This window comes from Ruixingdingia sedimenti (genome assembly GCF_031432425.1).
Taxonomy (GTDB): Bacteria; Pseudomonadota; Alphaproteobacteria; order Rhodobacterales; family Rhodobacteraceae; genus Ruixingdingia; species Ruixingdingia sedimenti.
Genome location: NZ_JAVKPH010000014.1, coordinates 82496 through 103716, shown reverse-complemented (window position 1 = coordinate 103716; position 21221 = coordinate 82496). Strand labels below are relative to the sequence as shown.

Genomic DNA, 21221 nt, shown 5'->3' with positions numbered 1-21221 from the left:
CCGTGCTCAACGGCTTCACCGCGCTCGGCACGCCCATCACAGAGGTCGCAGGATAAATCTGTCCGGGGAAAGGGGAAGTCCGATCAGCAGCCGATTTGTGCAACAGAGCCTTGGCCCTCGCTCGCCGTGCTGCTTTTCTATGCGCTGTCGTTCTTCTTTCTGGCGCAGGTGCTGCGGGTCATCCCGCTTGGGGTCGCCTATGCGATCTGGTCGGGGATCGGCATCATCCTGACGGCGCTGGTGGGCCTTTTCGTCTTTCGCCAGACGCTGGACGCGGGCGCGATGGCGGGCATCGGGCTGATCGTCGCCGGGGTGGTGGTGATGAACGTGTTTTCCCGCAGCACCGGGCACTAGCCGATGACGCGCAAGCAACCCGACGCCCTGCGCCAGCGGCTGATCGACATGGCGATCCGGATCGGCGTAGAGGATGGCCTCGGCGCTCTGACGGTGCAGGCGGTGGCCGGGGCGGCGGGGGTGTCGAAGGGGGGCCTCTTCCACCATTTCCCCAGCAAACAGGCGCTGGTCGAAGGCGTGGTCGCCCATCTTCTGGACCGCATCGACGCGGAAATCGACGCGCTGATCGCGGCCGACCCGCAGCCCTGGGGCCGGTTCACCCGCGCCTATGTGATCACCATGCTGAACAGCGAAAGCTTCGGCTGCGGCACGCCCTGGTCGGCGCTGTCGGTCGCGCTGATGACGGAACCGGCGCTGGCGGCGCAATGGGCGGGCTGGCTGTCGGCGCGGCTGGCGCGGCATGCCGATACCGATGCCGCCACCCCCCTTGCCATCGCGCGGCTGGCGGCGGACGGCGCATGGCTGAGCCATGCGACGGGGGCGAGCCACGGCCTCGACCCCGCCGAGGTGGCGGACCGGCTGGCGCCGCTGATGACGGCGCCGGGTTAGGGCGGGTCGGCATACACCCCTGCGGTCTGGTCGGGCGGGAAGAGGAAACGCACTGCGTTTCCCCCGCCCGTGGCACGACCTTTCCACCGAAGACGGTGATGTCAGGAAACCAGGATAGGCCAGCGCCCGCCCCGGCGGGCGAGAAGCGCCCGCCGGGGCGGGCGCTGGCCGGGGCTTTGGGCCCCCGGCCGGGATAATGGCACCGGCAGGAGGTGGCGAAGGCACGCGCCTTCGCCAGCCAGAGCGGCGGGTCAAGATACGCTGCGTCCGTAGGCCGGGGCTTGCCCCGGCATTGTCCCGGCGCCGGCGGGGACAACGCCCCCTACGACCGCAGCGACACCGGGACCGAGGCGAAACTGCGCAGGTTGTTGTTCAGCCGCTGCGCCGTGGGCCCCTCGGGCGTGATCGTCCGCACCCGGGCGATCAGCGATTGCAGCATCAACTCGCCCTCCATCCGGGCGATCATCTGGCCGATGCACATATGCACCCCGCTGCCGAGCGCCAGATGCCCCATCGTCTGGCGCGTCAGGTCGAAGCGGTCGGGGTTTTCCCATTCCGCCGGGTCGCGGTTGGCGGCACCCAGAAGCATGATGATCTTGTTGTCCGCCGGCACCACGATGCCGCCGCCGAAATCCACATCCTCCGTCGTCAGGCGGCACACGGTCTGGATCGGGGTTTCCAGCCGCATCGCCTCGTCCAGCGCGGTGCGGACCTTGGCGGGGTTTTCGCGCAGGGCGGCATACTGGTCGGGCGCATTGGCCAGATAATGCACCGCGGCAGAGATCGTGGCCGAGGTGGTGTCGAGCCCCCCGCGCAGGAACGACCGGATCAGCAGGGGCGCAATCTCGGGGTCGATCTCGCCCCGGTCGGCGGCCTCGTAGATCCTGACGCCGAAGCCGTCGGGCAACAGCGCCTCGCGCTTCATCTGCGCGTTGTTCCAGTCCATGATCTGCGCCGCCGCGGCCTCTGTCGCCAGGAAACGCGCATTGCGCGGCCCCTGCCCGTCGAAGTTGAGCGCGCCCAGAAGGAACAGCTTTTCCCGCCGTCCCGGGCTGTCGGCCCAGCCGATGGCGCGGGGGAACACGTCGGACACGAAGGTTTCGGCCAGATCGCCCACCGCGTCGATGGTGCCCGTATCGACCAGTTCGTCCACCAGGCTTTCGGCCCGGGGGCGGAACGCCTCGCGCCATTCGCGGATCACCTGCGGCGTCAGGATCCGTTGCAGCGCAAGGCGCACCTTCGTGTGGTCGGGCGGATCGACCTCGACGATGGGGCTGGCCGCGCGCCAGGCGTCGGGCGAACGGATGTCGGCGATGCCGGACCCCGAGGTGGAGGAAAACCGCTGCCAGTCCTTCAGCGCGGGCAGCATGTCGTGATACCGCCCCATGACATAGACGCCGTACTTTTCCATGAACGCCACCGGGCCGGCACGGCGCACGATGTCGTGCATGGCATAGGGGCTTTCCAGCGTGGCGTCGTCATAGGGGTCGATGGCGACCACGGGGATATTGCCCGGAACGGGAACCTTCGTGCTGCTCTGAAGCGTCATTTCGCACCTCGCTTGGTTTGTCGGGCGAACAGTCAGGCGGACAGGGCCGGGTCCATCATGCCCCAGCCCGCCCAGGCCGGATGCGCCGCGCGTTGGGCCTGAAGCGGCACCATGGGGGTGGCGCCAAGGCGATAGGCCGCCCACCAGCCCCACCGGGGGCTGGCCAGAAAGGCGCGCGCCAGCGCCACCATGTCGGCCTTGCCTCCGGCGACGATGCCTTCGGCCTGTTCCGGGGTGGCGATCAGGCCCACGGCGCGCACCGGCATGCCGGTCGCGGCCTTCACGGCGGCGGCGAAATCCACCTGGTACATCGGGCCCACGGTGATCTTCTGCGCCGGGTCGATCCCGCCCGAGGTCACATCGACATAATCGCAGCCCCGTGCCGCCAGCGCCTTTGCCAGCGCCACCGCATCGTCGGGGGTCAGCCCGCCCTCGATCCAGTCCGAGGCGGTGATGCGCATGCCTACCGCGATGCCGGGGGCGGCGGCGCGGGTGGCGTCGAACACCTCCAGCAGCAGGCGCATGCGGTTTTCGGCCGTGCCGCCATAGGCATCGCCGCGGCGGTTGGTGACGGGGGAATGGAACTGGTGCAGCAGATAGCCATGCGCGCCGTGGATCTCTATCAGGTCCACCCCCGCGCGCACCGCCCGCGCCGCCGCCGCGGCATGGTCGTCGATCAGCGCGCGGATATCGGCGGGCGTCATCTCGCGCGGGGCGGGTGCTGCGCCGAACGGCAGCGGCGAGGGCGCGATGGTCTCATACGCCCCTTCCCCGGGCGCCAGCGGCGCAAAGCCCTTCCATGACGGATGCGTGGACGCCTTGCGCCCGCCATGGCCGATCTGGATGCCCACCTTCGCCCCGCCCACCGCGCGCATCAGCGCCACGGTTTCGGCCAGCGCGGCTTCGGTCCGGTCGTCGTGCAGCGAACAGTCGCCATGCGTGCAGCGCCCGGCGTAGGAAGGCGAGGTCATCTCGATCATCACCAGCCCGGCGCCGGAATTGGCCAGCATCCCCAGATGCGCCCGGTGCCAGGGGCCATGCGCGCCCTCGTCCGCGCTGTATTGCGCCATGGGCGCCACGACCAGACGGTTGGGCAGCGTCAGCGGGCCGATCTCGACGGGGGTGAAAAGGGTGCTCATCAGGCAGTCTCCGGCAACAGGGTGATGCGATGGGCGACAACCTTGTCGACCGCCGCATCGGAATAGAGGAAAGGCACGTATTCGCCGCGCGACCACTTGTCGAAGAGATTCGCGTAATAGGGGCTGCGCGGGTCGCCCGACTGGCCGGGGGCGTTGATGCATACCGAATTGTCCCACGCGCCCACATCCAGCACGAACCGGACGGACGCGCCGTTGATCACGCGGAAATCCGTCTCGCGATAGGCCGCATGCATGACGGTCGAGGCCGAACCGGGCTTGGGCGCGGGGCCGACATCGGCCTTCGCGGCCCAGTCGCCGGGCAGCGCGCGGCTGAGGGGATGTTCGAAATAGGCATGGTGCAGGTCGCCCCATTTCCACGCCGCCATATCGGCGCCGAAACGGGCCGACAGATCCGCGACCGCCCCCACCAGCGTTTCCCGCAGCAGCGCGTCGCGCCCCGCCGCCGGGTCGGCCCCGAACGCGGCCCCGGGGTTTTCCAGCGCGGTCAGCATGCCTTCCACATCGCCGGGATACATCAGGCCGCGCAGATCATCGCGCGCAACGAAAAGGTCGAACAGCGCGGGCTTGATGCGCTTGTGCAGCCACCATTCCTGCAACAGCCCCCCGGCCGAGCCCACATCCAGCATGCAGTCCCAGTCGAGCAGCAACCGCGCCGCCGCACCCGCCCCGGCGTCACCCGCCAGCCCCGCCGCGCGCACCAGCGCCTGCAACCGCGCGCCGGGCCGCGACCAGGGGTCCGCCTGCAACGCGCAACTGTCCGCGACGCTATGGCCCTGCGCCCCCGACAGCACGTCGAAGATGCGCAGCGCGCGGCTTTTCTCCAGCCACTCGTAGCCGATCTGCGCGGTGTCATGCGTCCAGTCGGCGGGCACGTTCGCCTCGTTCGCAGAGGCGACGAAGCCGCGGCCGGGGTTGGTCAGTTGCGGCATGTCCTCCAGCGGCAGGATGCCCTGCCATTCGAACCGCCCGTCCCCCGGCACCGGCATCAGCCCGTCCCAGTTCGGGCGGACGGGGGTGAAGCCATAGGGCAGCCAGGCGATGTTGCCCGCGGTATCGGCATAGACATGGTTCAGCGCCGGCGCCCCGAACCGCGCGATGGCGGCGCGGTAATCGTCGAGCGTTTTCGAACGCATGGACGAAATCCCCGCCAGATAGGCGCAGGTGCCCGGCAGCCACCAGACCGACCGCAGCGCGAAGGCGCGGTTGCGGTCGGGTTCGGCCAGCAGCAGGGGGCCATGGCGGGTGAACAGCAGTTCGTGCACCTCGGGCGGATGGCCCTTGATCTCGAAGGTTTCGGGGATGGCCTCCATCGCCTCCCACCCGCCGCCGAAACGGTATTCGCGCGGGTTGTCGGGGTTCGTCTCGTAGACGTGGATGTCTTCCTGATCCGACCCGAAGATGGTCGCGGTGAAGGCGCAGGTGCCGTTGTGGCCCATGGCAAGGCCCGGCGCGACGGGCTCGCCCGTGCCGATCACGTTGAAATCGGGCGTTTTCAGATGCACCAGATAGCGCAGCGCCGGAACAGAATGCAGCCGGTGGGGATCGCCCGCGATCACCGGGCGGCCGGTGGCGGTGCGGCTGCCCGCAACGGCCCAGTTGTTCGACCCCGTCCAGTCGGCATCCGCGACGACCTCTGTCAGCGCATTGACCTTGCGCCATTTCGCGGCCTCGTCCCGCTTGGCGGCCAGCCGGTCGGATTCGAAACTGACGGCGGCGGTGGCCAGCTTGAACACATCCAGCACCGCCAGCGGCACATCGGCGGGGTCGAGCGCGCCGGCATTCGTCGGCACATGCGCGGGCTCGATGTTCTTGCGCAGCAGGTCGGCCTCCGGCGTCGCCTCGGCCAGGATCACGCAGCGCAGGATTTCCGACAGCGCGTTGCGGGTCAGCGCATGGCTGCGGATGCGCACCACATCCTCGGGGCGCCATTTTTCGGGCTGCGATCCGGTGCGCGCGAATTCCTCGGGCAGGCGGCGGGGTTCGCGGGCGCAAAGGTCGATCCAGGCGTTGATGCCGGCGGTGAAGGCGGTGCAGATTTCCTCCATATCGTCGGCATAGGCGCGGTATTCCGCATCCAGATCGCCGCGATACAGGAACGCCCGCGCCGCGATGTCCTGTTCCAGATACCCCGGGCCGAAAGAGGCCGCCAGCCGCCCCAGACCCCGCTTGCGCCACAGGTCCATCTGCCACAGCCGGTCCCGCGCCGCGTTGAACCCCTGCACGAAGAACCCGTCCAGCTTGGACCCCGCGCGCAGGTGCGGAATGCCCCACCGGTCGATCAGGATTTCGGCCCCCTGGCGCAGACCGGGGATGGTCAGGGTTTCGTCGGTCGGCAGAATGTCTTTCATCTGGATATTCCAAACTCTTGCTGTCGCAGGGCAAAGCCTGCCCCGCCCGCCCGGGCGGGTGCTGTGTCGATGTCCTGCAGTGTCAGCGCGCCGGTGGGATCAGCGCGCCTCGGGTTCCCCGGCGGCGATCCAAGCTTCGGCCACGTCGGTGCCGGTGGCGAACCACACGTCGGGGAAGGTCTTGATGAAGGCGATCAGTTCGCGCAGCAGGGCGATGCGCGAGGGGCGCCCGGTGATCTGCGGATGGAAGATGATGTTGAACAGCCCGCCCCACCGGTAGATCTCGCGGAATTCATCCGTCCAGACCTTGAACATATGTTCGTTGGTGAAGATCGGCCGGGGATTGGCGACGGCGAACAGCGCATAGGGCGCATCGTCCAGCGACCAGTGCCACGGCAGTTCCACCGGCCCGGCCGCGCCGTCGTTGAAGCGGTGCCGGTAGGGCATCACATCGTCCATCAGCGAGGAATTGTAGAGCATATTGTGCTCTGCCAGCAGCTTGAACAGCCCGGCGCTGACCTCGCCCGCGGGCGAACGGTAGCCGCGCGGGCGCACGCCGAGGACGGTCTTGAACGCCTCCAGCCCCTTTTCGAATTCCTCGACCTCCGCCGCCGGATCGTCGGACACCCATCTGTGCGAATAGGAATGGTGCGCGACCTCGTGGCCCGCCTTCAGCACCGCCTCGCACCGGGCGGAATGGTTTTCCACCGTCCAGCCGGGGATGAAGAAGGTGGCGGGAACCCCGGCCTCGTCCAGCGTGTCGAGGATCTTGGGCACGCCCACCTTGGCGCCGTACCGGCCCTGGCTGAGGATGCCGGGGCGGGTCCAGTTCGCCTCGTTGCGCGAAGTCCAGAGCGTTTCGGCGTCGAAGTCGAAGGTCAGCATCACGGCGCAGCGGGCGCCGTTGGGCCATTTGACGGAATTGTCGAACATGGGCGTCAGTCCTCCTTGGCGGGCAGGGGTTCGGCGCGGCTGTGGCGCGCGGCGGTATAGCCGCCATCGACCGGGATGACGGCGCCGGAAACGTAGCCGGCATCGTCGGAGGCCAGAAAGGCGATGACGGCGGCCTGTTCATGGGGCTGCGACACCCGTTCCAGCGGGATCGGGGCGACCTGAAGCCGTTGATACACCGGGTCTTTCAGCCGCGTTTCGGTCATCGGCGTCACCACCACACCCGGCGCGATGGCGTTGACGGTGATCCCGCGCGGGCCCAGTTCGCCCGCCTGCTGGCGCGTGAACTGGGCGATGCCCGCCTTGGCCACCGCATAACCCACGGTGCCGGGATAGCCCGTCAGCCCGAAGATCGAACTCAGGTTCACGATTCGTCCGCCCGGCTGGCGCAGATGCGGCACCAGATCGCGGGTCAGGCTGATGACCGCGCGCAGGTTCACGTCGATCAGGCGATAGAGCAGCGCATCGTCGCTGTCGGCCAGCGGTTTCGACCCGCCGATCCCGGCATTGTTCACGAGGATGTCGAGCGGCAGCATATCCGCCGCCCGCAACGCCGCCAGCACCCGCGCCGGTGCATCCGCCGCCGCCAGATCCACGGCCAGCGACGGCTGGCCAAGGGCCGCCGCCGTCTCTGCCACCTCGGGCAGCAGATCGACCAGCAGCACCCGCGCGCCCTCTGCCGCCAGCCGTTCGGCGGTGGCGGCCCCGATGCCGCGCGCGCCACCGGTCACAAGGGCGGTCTTTGCGGTGAAACGGTCAGGCAAGGCGGCCTCCATCGACGGGCAGCGCGGTGCCGGTGGTGAAACCCGCGGCATCGTCCAGCAGGAACACCACCGCCGCGGCGACCTCTGCGGGCAGGCCCATGCGCGCCATGGGATGGGCGGCGACGATTTCCGCCCGCCGCTTGTCCTGCGCCTCTGCCCCCTCGGCGAAGGCCACGTTCGCCTCTGCCATGGGCCCCGCGATGGTGCCGGGGCAGACGCAGTTGACGCGGATGCCTTCGGCCGCGTGGTTCAGCGCAAGGTTGCGCGTCAGCATCGTCACCGCGCCCTTGGTCACGGAATAAAGCGACAGCACCTTCGACGCCTGCAACCCGGCGGTCGAGGAAAACAACACGACCGAGCCGCGCCCGATGTCCCGCATCTGCGGGATGATCAACTTCGACAGCCGCCACAGCGCGCGCAGGTTGATGTCGAACGTGCGGTCGAATTCATCCTCGTCGACCTCGATCAGCGGCTTCATCGGGCCCAGAACCCCCGCCGCCGCCACCAGCTTCTCCACCGGCCGGCCAAAGGCGTCGCGGGCAAAGGCGGCCAGCCGTTCCAGCGCGGCCGGGTCGGTCACATCGACCGCCATCCCCTTGGCCCCCGGACACAGGGCCAGCACCGTATCCAGCGCCGCCGGGCTGACATCGGCCAGCACCAGATCGGCGCCCCGTTCGGCCAGCGCCTGCGCGGTGGCGCGCCCCAGGGCCCCGCCCGCGCCGGTGATCAGCACCGTCTTGCCGTGGAAACCGGCATTATCCATGGTCGTGCCCCCCGAGATAGAACTGGCGCAGCTCGTCCATACCCACGCCTTCGTCGCCCACCGGGCGCTCATAGGCCACCCGGCCCGCGCGGATGACATAGATGTAATCGGCCACGTCCAGCGCCATGCCCACGTTCTGTTCCACCAGCAGCAGGCTCAGCCCGTCCGCCCGCAGCGCCACGATGGCATCGGCGATTTCCTCGACCACCTTGGGCGCCAGCGCGGCGGAAGGTTCGTCCAGCAACAGAAGCTTGGGCCGCGACAGCAGCGAGCGGGAAATCGACAGCATCTGCCGTTCGCCCCCCGACAGCATGGCGGCGGCCACCTTGCGGCGTTCGCGCAGGCGGGGGAAGCGGGCATAGACCTGTTCCAGATCCTGCGCGATGCCCGCCTTGTCGGCGCGGCGGTGATAGGCGCCCATGAGGATGTTTTCCTCGACCGACATGCCGCCGAACACCTCTTTGCCCTGCGGCACCAGCGACATGCCCATGCCCGCGCGCGCCTCTGCCGGAACGCGGGCCATGTCGGCGCCGTCAAAGACGATCCGGCCCTCCTGCGGCGTGACCAGACCGACGATGGCCTTCAGCGTGGTGGACTTGCCGGTGCCGTTACCGCCCAGAAGCGCGACCAGCCCGCCCTTGGGCACATGCAGGCTGAAGCCGTGCAGGATGCGGTTCTTGCCATAGCCGGCGACGATGTTTTCAAGCTTTAGCACGGCGCTTCCATCCCGACCCGATATAGGCTTCGACAACGGCGAGGTCGTTGACCACCGCCTCGGGCACGCCTGCGGCGATCACGCGGCCCGCGTCCAGCACCGTGACCTGATCGCACAACTCGCGCACCACGCGCATGTCGTGTTCGACCAGAAGGATGCTCATCCCGAATTCGTCGCGCATGCGCCGGATGATGGCGATCAGCCGGTCGACGTTGACGGGCGACAGCCCCGCCGCCGGTTCGTCCAGCACGAAGAGCCGCGGTTGCGCGAGGATCCCGCGCGCCAGTTCCACCATGCGCTGCTGGCCGATGGACATGGCGCTGACGGGGCGGCCGGCGAAATCGGCAAGGTCGAACCAGCCCAGCAACTCGCGCGCCCGGGCGCGCAGGGCGCGTTCCTCTGCCATCGCGGCGGGGCTGCGCAGGACATTGGCCAGCGTGCCGGTCTGCATGCGGAAATGGCTGGCCAGCACGAGGTTGTCCTCGACCGACAGCGACCGGAACAGCCGCAGCATCTGGAAACTGCGCGCCATGCCCCGCCGGGTGCGTTCGCCGGGGCCGAGCCGGGTGATGTCCTGCCCGTCGAAGGTGAAGCTGCCGGCATGGGGGGCAAGTTCCCCGGTGACGAGGTTCACCATGGTGGACTTGCCCGACCCGTTCGGCCCGATCAGGCCGGCGATCTCGCCCTTGCGGACGGACAGGTCGGCGCCATCCACCGCCACCACGCCGCCGAACCGGCGCACGATCCCGCGGGCGTCGAGTATCAGGTCGCTCATTGCTCGCTCCCCCGCAGGCGGCGCCACAGGCCCATCAGGCCCCCGGGCAGGATGGTGGCGGCGACGACCAGCACGATGCCGTAGAAGAACATCTTGTACTGCGCGTATTCCCCCAGCATTTCCGGCGCGATGGTCAAGAGCGCGGCGCCGAGGATCGGGCCGAGGAACGTGCCCTTGCCCCCCACGATCATCATCGCCACGAAGGACGCCGACAGCCAGATGGTGAAATCGTCCGGCGTCACCCCGCGCATCATGTAGCCATAGACGGCCCCCGCCGCCCCCGCGATGGCCGAAGCCGCGGCAAAGGCCGTCAGCTTGGCCCGCGTCGTCGGAATGCCCACGGCGCGCGCCAGCGTCTCGTCATCGCGGATCGCCATCCATTCGCGCCCCAGACGCGAATGGATCAGGAAGGCCACGACCACCAGCACCAGCACGCACAGCGCAAGCGCGAGGTAGTAATAGTGCTGGATGCGGAACAGCCGGATGCCGAAGAAATGCGCGGGCTCCAGGATCGACAGCCCGCTCTGCCCGCCGGTGAAGCCGTTCCATTGCGACAGCACCAGATAGACGATGGTCTGGAAGGCGATGGTGACGATGGCGAGGAAATGCCCGCTCAGCCGCAGCGCGGGCAGCGCCAGCAACGCGCCGAACACCCCCGTCACCGCCATCGCCGCCGGCAGGTTGACCCAGAACCCGGTGCCCAGATCACGCACCATGATCGCCGCCGTATAGGCGCCGATGGCATAGAAGGCCGCCTGCGCAAAGGAAAACAGCCCCGCATAGCCGGTGACGAGGTTCAGCCCCGACACCACCGCGGTGTTCAGCAGCACCAGCACCAGGATGTTGACCCCGTAGCCGCCAAAGACCTGCGGCGCGAAGGCCATCACCGCGACGGCAAGCGCCGCAAGAAGAAGATGTTGTGGTTTCATGACCGGTCGTAGGCCTTTCCGAACAGGCCGTTCGGCAGGAACAGCAGCACCAGGATCACGATGACGAAGCCCACGATGTCGCGCATCGCATTGGCCAGATAGGCGGCCGTCATCGTTTCCGTGATGCCGAGGATCAGCCCCGCCGCCGCCGCGCCGCCGATATTGCCCATGCCGCCGAGGATCACCACCGTGAAGGCCTTGAGCACGACCATGTTGCCCGCCATCGGATGCACCGAATAGACCGAGGACATCAGCATCCCCGCCGTGCCCGCCAGCGCCGCCGCCGCGATGAAGGTGACGATCGCCACCCGTTCCACCCGCACGCCGCACAGCCGCGCCACCATCCCGTGCTGCGCCATCGCCCGCAGGCTGCGCCCCGTCCAGGTGAAATGCAGCACCGCGTAAAGCCCCGCGATCAGCAGCGCCGTCACGATGGGCACCAGAACCCGGTTGCCCGGCAGGTAGACCGACCCGACCGACAGGTTCAGCGCCGACACGTCGATATTCGCCATCTGCGCCTGCGGACCCAGCGTGATCAGCACCGCATTCTGGATCGCCACCGCCAGACCGAACGAGGCGATGATGGAATTCGTCGGGTCCGAATCCTTCAGCGCCTTGTGCAGCAGCCGTTCGGCCAGATAGCCGATCACCACCGCAGAGGCGATGACCAGCGGAAGGGCTGCCAGCAAGGGCAGCCCCATGATCGTGACCGCCGTCACCCCGATATAACCCCCCAGCATGTAGAACTCGCCATGCGCGAAGTTCACCACGCCGAGGATACCGAAGATCAGCGTCAGCCCCACGGCGACCAGAACGTAGGAGCTGCCGATGACAACCCCGTTCGCCAGATATTGCAGGAACAGGTCCACGTTACCCCCTTGCTTCCGGTTCTGCCGCGCGGGCTCAGCCCGCGATGATCTCGCGTTTGCCGTTCACCACGCGCGACATCATCATGCGGTACAGCACGCCGCCCTTTTCGGTGAACTTCGCGTATTGCTCGCCCGGGCCGGTGACGATCGGGAAATCGGCCATGCCCTTGTAGATCATCTGCTGGATCTTCGCGCTGTCCGGTTCGCCCACGCGCGCCATCGCCTCGAGCCCGATGGACATGGAATCGTAGCCGAGCCCCGTCATGGTGTTGCCGTTCTCGCCCCACCGCGCCAGATGGCGTTCGCCGTAAGCCTTGCCGTGCGGGTTGGTGGTGCCGGGTTCATAGAGCGTGGCGACGGCAAAGCCCTCGGACGCCGGGCCCGCAAGGCGGATGAAGTCGTCGGTGATCATGGACCCCGAACCCACGAACTGCGTGTCCAGCCCGACCTCGCGCGCCTGACGCACCATCATCGCGCCATCCGCCGCCCAGCCGCCGATATAGACCGCCTCGGGCGCGATCTGGCGCAGGCGGGTCAGCACGGGGAAGAAGTCCTGCTCGCCGGTGGCATAGTTGTCGACGAACACGATCTCGCCGCCCGGTTCGGCGGCCACCACGCGCTGCACCTGTTCGGCCAGCGAGGTGCCATAGGGCGTGCGGTCGTGCATGATGGCGATCTTCTTCTTGCCCAGCACGCGGATGATGTCCTGCGCGGTATGTTCGCCCTGATCGTTCGAATCCGGGAAGGCGCGGAAGAACCACGGATCGCCGGGCGGGTTGTCCTCGGTCACGGCCGCGCCGGTGGACCCGCCGGTCAGCATCGGCACCTTGTATTCCCGCGCCACACGGGTCGCGGCCAGCGCCACGGCAGAGGCATAGGTACCGACGATGAACGGAACCTCGTGGTTCTCGATCAGCTTGCGCACCGCGGCGACACCCTTGGAGGCGTTCGATTCATCATCCTCGCGCAGGATCTCGATGGTCTTGGGATAGCGGCCCGAGGCGTTGAATTCCTCGACCGCGAGTTCGATCCCCTTGATGGTCTGCAACCCCTCGACCGAGGCGATGCCGGAAAACGGCAGCATCACCCCGACGTGCTGCACCCCGGCGGATTGGGCCCTGAGGATGGACGGGGCGGCAAGCGCGGCCATCATGCCCAGGGTTGCGCGGCGCGTGATCTTCATGGAAGCCTCCGTGTTTCGATATTCGATACGACTGTATTGTTGTTTGGGTTGGTTGATTTGCATAGGTAAGCAGATAGGGCAAGTTCGGTGCAAGTAAAAAGTGCCTCGCACGCCCCCCGGCACGCTTTCGCCCATGGTTTGGGCGACCCGCGACGCCGAATGCCAAGGGCCCGGGCGCCGCCGATGACGGCCCGGGCCGGGGGTCGGGTCAGATCCGGGCGTCAGCCGTGCGACAGCTCGACCGCGCGCACGGCTTCCAGCAGCAGCGGCGCGACATGGGCGCGCATGTGATCCACCGACAGTTCCGAATGCATCCCGGCGATATGGATCGCGCCGACCGGAAAGCCGTTCGGCCCCCGGATCGCCGCGCCGATGACGATCTCGCCCGTCAGGTATTCGCTGATCGCCAGCGCATAGCGATCCTCGCGCGCCTGCCGGATGCGGTCCATCAGTTCGGGGATTTCCGTCACCGTATGCGGGGTGAACTTCTGCCGCGGGCTGCGTTCGAGGATGTCCATCACCACCTCGTCCGGCAGCAGCGACAGACAGGCCCGTCCGCCCGAGGTGCCGAAGCTCATCAGCCGCCGCCCCACCAGCGAGGCGTTCAGCGTCTCGCGCTTGGACTGCATGCGCACGGCATAGATGATGGTGGTGTAATCGAAGATGCTGAAGTCGATCCGTTCGCCCACGTTGCGGCGCAGTTCGGCCATCACCGGGGTGACGCGGATGACATAGGGATGGTTGCGCAGGTATTCGAACGTCAGGTCCAGCACCCGCGACCCCAGCATATAGCCCCGCTGGTCCCCCCGGCGCAGATAGTTGCGGGCCTGGAGCGTCTGCACCGTGCGCTGGATCGCGCTCTTGTTCGCGCCGACGGCCTGGGCGATCTCGCTCAGCGACATCTGGCTGCGGCCGGGGCCGAAGCTTTCCAGCACATCCAGCGCGCGCGCCACCGATTGCAGGTAGAGCCTGTCGTCGACCTCTCCTTCGGGCAGCCGGAATTCGGACATGTCAGGACCTTTCGCATCGCCAGAGGAACACAGCCGATACGATCGTATTTCCATACGATGTAGCTTGGCAATGCCGCTCTTGCGATGCCGCCGCTAGCCCCCGGCCTGGCCTCCCTCCGGCGCATCCAGATGTTCGCGCACGCGCATCAGCGCCGATACCGCATTCGGCCAGCCGGCATAGAACGCCAGATGCACAATCATTTCAACCAGTTCCTCGCGCGTCACGCCATTGCGGACCGCACGCGGGAAATGCGAGGCCATCTGTTCCGTCCGCCCCCCGGCCACCAGCGCGGCGCAGGTGATCAGGCTGCGGTCGCGGGCCGACAGGCCGGGGCGTTCCCAGATCTGGCCGAACAGCATTTCCTCGGTCAGCCGCACGAAATCGGGCGAGACCTCGGCCAGCAGTTGCAGCGCGCGGGCGGATTCGTTGCCTTGCGACATGGGCCCCTCAGTGCAGCGTCAGCCCGCCGGTGGGGCTCAGCACCGCGCCGGTCAGGTAATGCGAATCGTCGGAGGCGAGGAAGGCCACGACATTGCCGATATCCGGCGGCGCGGCGACGCCGAGGGGACTCGACGCGATGATCTTTTCATACTGCCTGCGGTGATGGTCCGACACCGCGCCCTCGCGCACGAAGGCCGCATCCCAGGACGGCGAGTCGCGCACCAGCGTGACGCAGACGCAGTTCACGCGGATCTTCTCGCGCGCCAGTTCCTTGGACAGCACCTTGGCCGCCATCACCAGCCCGCCGGAAAACGACGCGATCGCCGTCTGCCCCGGCGTCGCCGTACGCCCGCCTTCCGAGGTGACGAACACCACCGCCCCGCCGCCGCGCCGGCGCATATGGGGGATGGCGGCCTGCACCACGGTCAGCTTGCCCCTGTGGGCGGCGGCGATGAACTGTGTGACCTTCTCCAGGTCGATACCGGCGAAGGGGCCGCGCACGGCCGGGTTGCGCGCGTCCTCGTCGCTGCCGCCCGCGTTCGGCACCACGATGTCGATGCCGCCGAACAGCCGCGCGCCCTCGGCCACGACATGTTCCATGTCGGCCTTCTCGCGCACATCCCCGGCGACGAAGGCAGCGCTTGCGCCCAAAGCCTCGATTTCCGCCACCACCGCGGCGCCCTTTTCGGCGTTGCGCCCGTTGACGACCACGCGCGCCCCGCGCGCGGCCAGCGCCAGCGCGACCCCCCGCCCGATGCCGCCCGTGGCGCCGGTGACGATGGCGACCCTGCCGTCGAGGCCGTTCCCCCTGATCATGTGCCGCCCTCCTGTTCCGGGGCGGAGTGTCACATGACCGCCACCACCCGGCCAAGGCGGCTGGACCAAGGCCGAACCTATACCACCCCCCGCCGCAGCGATGGGCCGGCGGATCAGCGGGACCGGCCCGCCCCGGCGATGATGATAAGTTTTCCATATAACTGTGATTAGAAAATGCAAATTCTATTTATGAATCCGCTGTGCTATCGCTGTGCGCACCCGGCAAGGCAGCCTGCGGATTTAACGGGATCTTCACGCCCGTCCCGCAGGCTGCCGCCGCTCAAGCGAAAAAGCCAGACCCGGAGGAAGAGTATGGATGGGAACGATCTGACGCCGACCGGCAAATGCCCGGTCATGCACGGCGCGAACACCAGAACGGAAACCAGCGTGATGGACTGGTGGCCGAACGCGCTCAACCTCGACATCCTGCACCAGCACGACAGCAAGTCCAACCCGCTCAAGGGCTTCAACTACCGCGCCGAGGTGCAGAAGCTCGACTTCGACGCGCTGAAGGCCGATCTGAAGGCCCTAATGACCGACAGCCAGGACTGGTGGCCGGCGGACTGGGGCACCTATGCGGGCCTGATGGTGCGCATGGCCTGGCATGCCGCGGGCACCTACCGCGAGGCCGACGGCCGCGGCGGCGCCAATACCGGCAACCAGCGTTTCGCACCCCTGAACAGCTGGCCCGACAACGGCAACCTCGACAAGGCCCGCCGCCTGCTGTGGCCGATCAAGAAGAAATACGGCAACCGGATCAGCTGGGCCGACCTGATCGTGCTGGCCGGCACCGTCGCCTATGAATCCGTGGGGCTGAAAACCTTCGGCTTCGGCTTCGGGCGCGAGGATATCTGGCATCCCGAAAAGGACATCTACTGGGGCGCCGAAAAGGAATGGCTGGCGCCGTCCGACAACCGCTATGGCGATGTCGAGGATCCCTCGACGATGGAAAACCCGCTCGCCGCGGTGCAGATGGGCCTGATCTACGTCAACCCCGAAGGCGTGAACGGCAAGCCCGATCCGCTCAAGACCGCGGCGCAGGTGCGTGAAACCTTCGCCCGCATGGGCATGGACGACGAGGAAACCGTGGCGCTGACCGCGGGCGGCCACACCATCGGCAAGGCCCACGGCAACGGCGATGCCGGCCTTCTGGGCGCATCGCCCGAAGGCGCGGGGGTCGAGGAACAGGGCCTGGGCTGGAACAACCACACCAGCCGCGGCATCGGCCGCAACACCGTCACCTCGGGGATCGAGGGCGCTTGGACCGCGCATCCCACGAAATGGGACAACGGCTATTTCGACCTGCTGTTCAAGTACGACTGGTGGTTGCAGAAATCGCCCGCCGGCGCCTGGATCTGGCACCCGATCGGCATCGCCGAAGAGGACATGCCCGCGGATGTCGAGGATCCGTCGATCCGCTGCATGCCGATGATGACCGACGCCGACATGGCGATGCGCTTCGATCCGGCCTATCGCAAGATCTCGGAACGGTTCCATCAGGATCCGGCCTATTTCTCCGAGGTGTTCGCGCGGGCGTGGTTCAAGCTGCTGCACCGCGATATGGGCCCGAAATCGCGCTATCTCGGCCCCGACGTCCCGGCCGAGGACCTGATCTGGCAAGACCCGATCCCCGCCGGCCGCACCGGCTATGACGTCGCGGCGGTGAAGGCCCGGATCGCGGCCAGCGGCCTGTCGCTGTCCGACATGGTGACGACCGCCTGGGACAGCGCCCGCACCTTCCGCCAGTCCGACTTCCGCGGCGGCGCGAACGGCGCGCGCATCCGTCTGGCCCCGCAGAAGGACTGGGAAGGCAACGAGCCCGTCCGTCTGGCCCGCGTGCTGTCGGTGCTGGAACCGATCGCGGCGGAAACCGGGGTGTCGCTGGCCGATGTGATCGTGCTGGCCGGGAACCACGGCATCGAACAGGCGGCGAAAGCCGCGGGCTTCGACATCACCGTGCCCTTCGCACCGGGCCGCGGCGATGCCACCGCCGAACAGACCAATGCCGACTCCTTCGGTGTGCTGGAACCGCTGGCCGATGGCTATCGCAACTGGCTGAAGAAGGACTACGTGGTCAGCCCCGAGGAACTGCTGCTCGACCGCACGCAGCTGATGGGCCTGACCGCACCCGAAATGACCGCCCTGATCGGCGGCCTGCGGGTTCTCGGCACCAACCACGGCGGCACCAAGCACGGCGTGTTCACCGACCGCGAAGGCGCGCTGACGACCGACTTCTTCGTCAACCTGACCGACATGGGCAACACCTGGAACCCGCTCGGCAACAACCTCTACGAGATCCGCGACCGCAAAACCGGCGCGGTGAAGTGGACGGCGACGCGGGTGGACCTGGTGTTCGGCTCGAACTCGATCCTGCGCGCCTATGCAGAGGTCTACGCCCAGGACGACAACCGCGAGAAGTTCGTGCAGGACTTCGTGGCCGCCTGGACCAAGATGATGAACGCCGACCGCTTCGATCTGGCGTGACCATCCTTTCCCTTCCGCTCCTTTCGGGGCGGAAGGGGCCCCCGGGGCAGATCGGCATCCACCGCCGGTCTGGCCGGGCGGCGGTGCGGTTAAAGAGTGCGACGTCGAAAACGGCCCGGCCAGCGCCCGCCCAAGGCAGGCGCTGGCCGGTGCTTCCCCCCCGCCGGGACGACAAGTCCGGCCCCGCCATGGCGAAGGCGAAGGCTTTCACCGGCCAGACGACAGCGCCGGGTCCCGCCCGCCCTGCGGCAGTTGCCCACACGGGCGCCGCATGCCGCGAGGGAAATTTTCTCGTTCCCCATCAGCCACGTTGACTGCGGCCATGCCTCGGCTAGGATGCCGCCGTTGCCGGGGCGGGCTTGAGGGAGTGGCGTCTTGGACATGAAGGCTCGGATCCGTGCTTTCGACTGGGCCTCCACGCCGCTCGGCGTGGTTGACAGTTGGCCCGACTGCCTGCACATTGCCGTCGGCCTCATGCTCGATTCGCATGCCCAGATCGTCATGTTCGTGGGGCCGCAATTCGTCGCGCTGTACAACGACGCCTATGCGTCCTGCATCGGCAACAAGCATCCCCATGCACTCGGCCAGCCGGCACGGGACTACTGGACCGAACTCTGGGCCGACCTCGCCCCCCTGCTGCAACAGGTGCTGACCACCGGCGAAACCGTTTCCGCCCGCGACCGGCCCTTCCGCATCGAACGGCACGGTTATCCCGAGACGGTCTATTTCGACATCTCCTATTCCCCGGTGCGCGACCGCGACGGCGTGATCCACGCGGTGCTGTGCATCGTGTCGGAAACCACCGCCCGCATCCGCGCCGAACAGGACCTGCGCGAGGGCGAACAACGCCTGCGCATGCTGTTCGAACAGGCCAATACCGGCATCGCGGTCGGCGCACCGGATGGCCGGCTGATCATGGTCAACGACTGCTTCTGCGAGATCACCGGCTATACCCAGGACGAACTGCGGGGCCGGCGGTTCGAGGAACTGCTCCACCCGCTCGACCGCGCGGCGAGCCAGCTACAGCGCGAGAGCCTGACCCACGACTGCGCCAATTTCAACATGGAGGAGCGGCTGCTGCGCAAGGACGGCACCCCGGTCTGGGTCGCGGGGTCCATCGGCGGGGTGTTCGACGCCACCGGGCGCCTGACGCAGATCTGCACCATCATCGCCGACATCACCGAACGCCGGCGGGCAGAGGCGCAGGAGCGGCGGCTGGCCGCCATCATCGCCTCGTCCGACGACGCCATCCTCAGCACCGACCTGGACATGCGCATCACCAGCTGGAACAGCGGCGCCGAACGGCTTTACGGCTATTCCGCGCCGGAGGCGCTCGGCCGGTCGGTGACGATGCTGGTGCCCTTCGACCGCACGGACGAGGAACCCTCGATCATCGCCCAGATCCGCGCCGGCCGGCGGGTCGAACCGCACGAAACCGTCCGCCTGCACAAGAGCGGCCGGCAGATCGAGGTGTCGCTGACCGTCTCGCCCATCTTCGACGAACACGGCCGCATCGTCGGCGCGTCCAAGATCGCGCGCGACATCACCATGCGCAAGACCGCCGAACGGTTGCAGCAGATCCTGATCGCAGAGATGAAGCACCGGGTGAAGAACATCCTCGCCACGGTGCATGCCATCGCGCGGCAGACCTTCCTGAACAGCCGCAGCCCGGATGCAGAGGTGTTCGACGCCCGGCTCTATTCGCTGTCGCGCGCGCAGGACCTGATCACCCGCGACCACCGCGACGGGGCAGAGCTTTCGGCCCTGATCACCGAGGTCGTCAGCCCCTATTACCCCGAACGGTTCGACATATCGGGGCCGAAGATGCTCCTGTCGGCGCGGGCGGCGCTGACCTTCGCTCTGGGGCTGCACGAACTGGCGACCAACGCGGTCAAATACGGCGCGCTGGCCATGCCCGGGGGGCGGGTCGCCGTGTCGTGGACGCTGGAAAACGGCCGGTTCGACCTCATATGGACGGAAACCGGCGCCCCGAGCGCCGACGCACCCTCGCGCAAGGGGTTCGGGACGATCCTGATCGAAGAAGTGATGACGGCAGAGATCGCCGGCGAGGTGGTGCTGGAATTCCACCCCGGCGGGCTGGTCTGCCGCGTGACCGCGCCGCTCGACGCCACCTGGATCCAGGCGGACTGAACACCGGCCGGATCGGGGCGAAGCCCGACCTACGGGCGCCCTGCCCGCCCCGGGTTCCGGGTGGAAAGGGCGGCGGCCTCCGGCGGGGATATCTGGATCACGGTGAAAGGCAGGCGGGGTTTCCCCCGCGCGCCGCATGGAAAAGGGCCGACCGGAAGGTCGGCCCCATGGCGGCTGGCCTTGGTGCCCTTACGGCGTGGACAGCGAGCGGCCCAAGGTCGCGGGGTCGTCCGCGTCATAGGCCGGCAGTGCCTTCAGCTGTTCGCGCGTCCAGGGCAGATAGACGCGAAGTTCGGTATCCGAGCGGAAGATGAACATATCCGAAACCGGCACCGCGATGCGGTGTTCGCCCATGCCGAGGAACCCGCCGATGTCGAGAATGGCATGCGAGATCACTTCGGTCTGCCCGGTGGTGCCCGTCGCGGGTGCGGCGGTGCTGCCGGCCGGCGGCGTGGTGGTGCCGGTCGTCCCGGTGGTCGCGCCCGTGCTCGTCCCGTCCGTGGTCGTCCCGGTGGTGCCCGTCGTCCCGGTGGTGCTGTCGGCGCCGGTGGAGGGGCTGGTGGTGGTGCCCGTCGTGCTATCCGTCGTGCTGTCCGTCGAACTGCCGCTCATGCTGCCCGAGGTGCCGTCGGTGGACGTGCTGCCGGTGCCGGATGTGGTGCTGTCGGTGGACGTGCTACCGGTCGTGCCGGTGCCGGACGTGCCGTCGGTCGTCGTCGTGCCGGTGGTGCCCGTGGTCCCGGTGGTCCCCGTCGTGCTGTCGGTCGACGTGCTGCCCGTGGTTCCCATCGTGCCGCCGGTCGAGGGCATCGTGGTCGAGGGCGCGCTGTCCGCCGCCGGGGGCGCGAACACCAGGTCATGCACCTCGCCGATGGATTCGCCGGTGCTGTCGTAGATCGTGGCGCCAAGCAGATCCTCGGCCGTCACCGGGGTCGCCTGCTGTTCGAACCCCTCGGGCACGACCAGGTCGGCCGGCGGCGGCGGCATGGTGGTCGCGGGCGGGGTGGTCTGCGCCACAGCCAGCGATGCGGCAAACACCAGCGCCAGGGCGGTGGTCGTTGCAAGTTTCTGCATCGTCGTGTCTCCTCCTTTGGCAATCGCGGGATCTGCGATGTCATCCCAACCGTTTCGGACCGGATTTGTTTCCGCCGGCGGGAACGGAAGGGGTTGCCCGCCACCCCGGGCCCGCCTGCCGCCCCGCATCTTCGCGACCGGGCGGGCGCGGCAGCGCCCTTTGTTTTCTGTCTGCGATTGTCCCCGCAGAAGGCCCCGCAGGTAACGCCGGACCAACGGGCAGGAATGGGCGCGGGGCCCGCCCCTGCCCCCCGGCGCCCCGGGGATATGAAAAGGACGGCTCCGCCCGGGCGGAACCGTCCAACCGACGCGCGCCGGCAGGGAGTGGGCGGGCG

Annotated in this window: 19 protein-coding genes; 4 read left to right on the top strand and 15 right to left on the bottom strand. The window is 68.0% G+C overall.

Features of this window, described 5'->3' with window-relative positions; all coding sequences use genetic code 11:
* Nucleotides 1-93: 93 nt before the first annotated feature.
* Nucleotides 94-354 (top strand): DMT family transporter, encoded by a 261-nt coding sequence (locus RGD00_RS13215; protein ID WP_310457812.1) that lies wholly within the window; start codon nt 94-96, stop codon nt 352-354.
* Nucleotides 355-357: 3 nt separating this feature from the next.
* Nucleotides 358-903 carry a TetR/AcrR family transcriptional regulator gene (locus RGD00_RS13210; protein ID WP_310457807.1) on the top strand — a complete coding sequence of 182 codons (546 nt, stop codon included), beginning with the start codon at nt 358-360 and terminating at the stop codon, nt 901-903.
* 322 nt (nt 904-1225) lie between these two features.
* On the opposite strand, the gene RGD00_RS13205 is transcribed toward RGD00_RS13210, so the two are convergent.
* The 14 genes from RGD00_RS13205 to RGD00_RS13140 all read right to left on the bottom strand — a co-directional run bounded on the left by RGD00_RS13205 (nt 1226) and on the right by RGD00_RS13140 (nt 15177).
* Nucleotides 1226-2452 (bottom strand): cytochrome P450, encoded by a 1227-nt coding sequence (locus RGD00_RS13205; protein WP_310457806.1) that lies wholly within the window; start codon nt 2450-2452, stop codon nt 1226-1228.
* A 32-nt stretch (nt 2453-2484) separates the two neighbouring features.
* On the bottom strand, nt 2485-3591 hold the full coding sequence (locus tag RGD00_RS13200) for an oxidoreductase (protein ID WP_310457805.1): 1107 nt from the start codon (nt 3589-3591) through the stop codon (nt 2485-2487).
* Nucleotides 3591-5960 carry a penicillin acylase family protein gene (locus tag RGD00_RS13195; protein ID WP_310457804.1) on the bottom strand — a complete coding sequence of 790 codons (2370 nt, stop codon included), beginning with the start codon at nt 5958-5960 and terminating at the stop codon, nt 3591-3593. Before RGD00_RS13195 ends, RGD00_RS13200 begins: the two co-directional genes overlap by 1 nt.
* A 99-nt stretch (nt 5961-6059) precedes the next feature.
* Nucleotides 6060-6893, bottom strand: a complete 834-nt coding sequence (locus tag RGD00_RS13190; RefSeq protein WP_310457803.1) for a polysaccharide deacetylase family protein — start codon at nt 6891-6893, stop codon at nt 6060-6062.
* A 5-nt stretch (nt 6894-6898) separates the two neighbouring features.
* A complete protein-coding gene (locus RGD00_RS13185) occupies nt 6899-7675 on the bottom strand; it encodes an SDR family NAD(P)-dependent oxidoreductase (RefSeq protein WP_310457802.1) in 777 nt (258 codons plus the stop codon).
* The gene (locus tag RGD00_RS13180) at nt 7668-8438 is read right to left on the bottom strand and encodes an SDR family NAD(P)-dependent oxidoreductase (RefSeq protein ID WP_310457801.1); all 771 of its coding nucleotides are present in this window, start codon (nt 8436-8438) and stop codon (nt 7668-7670) included. The genes RGD00_RS13185 and RGD00_RS13180 overlap by 8 nt, the downstream gene beginning before the upstream one ends.
* On the bottom strand, nt 8431-9153 hold the full coding sequence (locus tag RGD00_RS13175) for an ABC transporter ATP-binding protein (protein WP_310457800.1): 723 nt from the start codon (nt 9151-9153) through the stop codon (nt 8431-8433). Before RGD00_RS13175 ends, RGD00_RS13180 begins: the two co-directional genes overlap by 8 nt.
* A complete protein-coding gene (locus RGD00_RS13170) occupies nt 9140-9928 on the bottom strand; it encodes an ABC transporter ATP-binding protein (protein ID WP_310457799.1) in 789 nt (262 codons plus the stop codon). The genes RGD00_RS13175 and RGD00_RS13170 overlap by 14 nt, the downstream gene beginning before the upstream one ends.
* A complete protein-coding gene (locus RGD00_RS13165; RefSeq protein WP_310457798.1) occupies nt 9925-10857 on the bottom strand; it encodes a branched-chain amino acid ABC transporter permease in 933 nt (310 codons plus the stop codon). Before RGD00_RS13165 ends, RGD00_RS13170 begins: the two co-directional genes overlap by 4 nt.
* Nucleotides 10854-11726, bottom strand: a complete 873-nt coding sequence (locus RGD00_RS13160; protein ID WP_310457797.1) for a branched-chain amino acid ABC transporter permease — start codon at nt 11724-11726, stop codon at nt 10854-10856. Before RGD00_RS13160 ends, RGD00_RS13165 begins: the two co-directional genes overlap by 4 nt.
* Nucleotides 11727-11760: 34 nt before the next feature.
* The gene (locus RGD00_RS13155) at nt 11761-12909 is read right to left on the bottom strand and encodes a branched-chain amino acid ABC transporter substrate-binding protein (protein ID WP_310457796.1); all 1149 of its coding nucleotides are present in this window, start codon (nt 12907-12909) and stop codon (nt 11761-11763) included.
* Nucleotides 12910-13130: 221 nt separating this feature from the next.
* A complete protein-coding gene (locus RGD00_RS13150) occupies nt 13131-13919 on the bottom strand; it encodes an IclR family transcriptional regulator (RefSeq protein ID WP_310457795.1) in 789 nt (262 codons plus the stop codon).
* 93 nt (nt 13920-14012) lie between these two features.
* Entirely contained in the window at nt 14013-14360 is a 348-nt protein-coding gene (locus RGD00_RS13145) for a carboxymuconolactone decarboxylase family protein (RefSeq protein WP_310457794.1), read from the bottom strand.
* Between the two features lie 7 nt (nt 14361-14367).
* Nucleotides 14368-15177: an SDR family NAD(P)-dependent oxidoreductase gene (locus RGD00_RS13140; protein ID WP_310457793.1), complete on the bottom strand. Its 810-nt coding sequence runs from the start codon at nt 15175-15177 to the stop codon at nt 14368-14370.
* Nucleotides 15178-15489: 312 nt separating this feature from the next.
* Here RGD00_RS13140 and katG point away from each other — a divergent pair, with 312 nt between their 5' ends.
* Both katG and RGD00_RS13130 read left to right on the top strand, forming a co-directional pair.
* The gene (gene katG, locus RGD00_RS13135) at nt 15490-17661 is read left to right on the top strand and encodes a catalase/peroxidase HPI (RefSeq protein ID WP_310457792.1); all 2172 of its coding nucleotides are present in this window, start codon (nt 15490-15492) and stop codon (nt 17659-17661) included.
* Nucleotides 17662-18042: 381 nt separating this feature from the next.
* A complete protein-coding gene (locus RGD00_RS13130) occupies nt 18043-19812 on the top strand; it encodes a PAS domain S-box protein (protein ID WP_310457811.1) in 1770 nt (589 codons plus the stop codon).
* A 189-nt stretch (nt 19813-20001) separates the two neighbouring features.
* Here RGD00_RS13130 and RGD00_RS13125 read toward each other — a convergent pair whose 3' ends face one another.
* The gene (locus tag RGD00_RS13125) at nt 20002-20886 is read right to left on the bottom strand and encodes a PRC-barrel domain-containing protein (protein ID WP_310457791.1); all 885 of its coding nucleotides are present in this window, start codon (nt 20884-20886) and stop codon (nt 20002-20004) included.
* Nucleotides 20887-21221 lie beyond the last annotated feature (335 nt).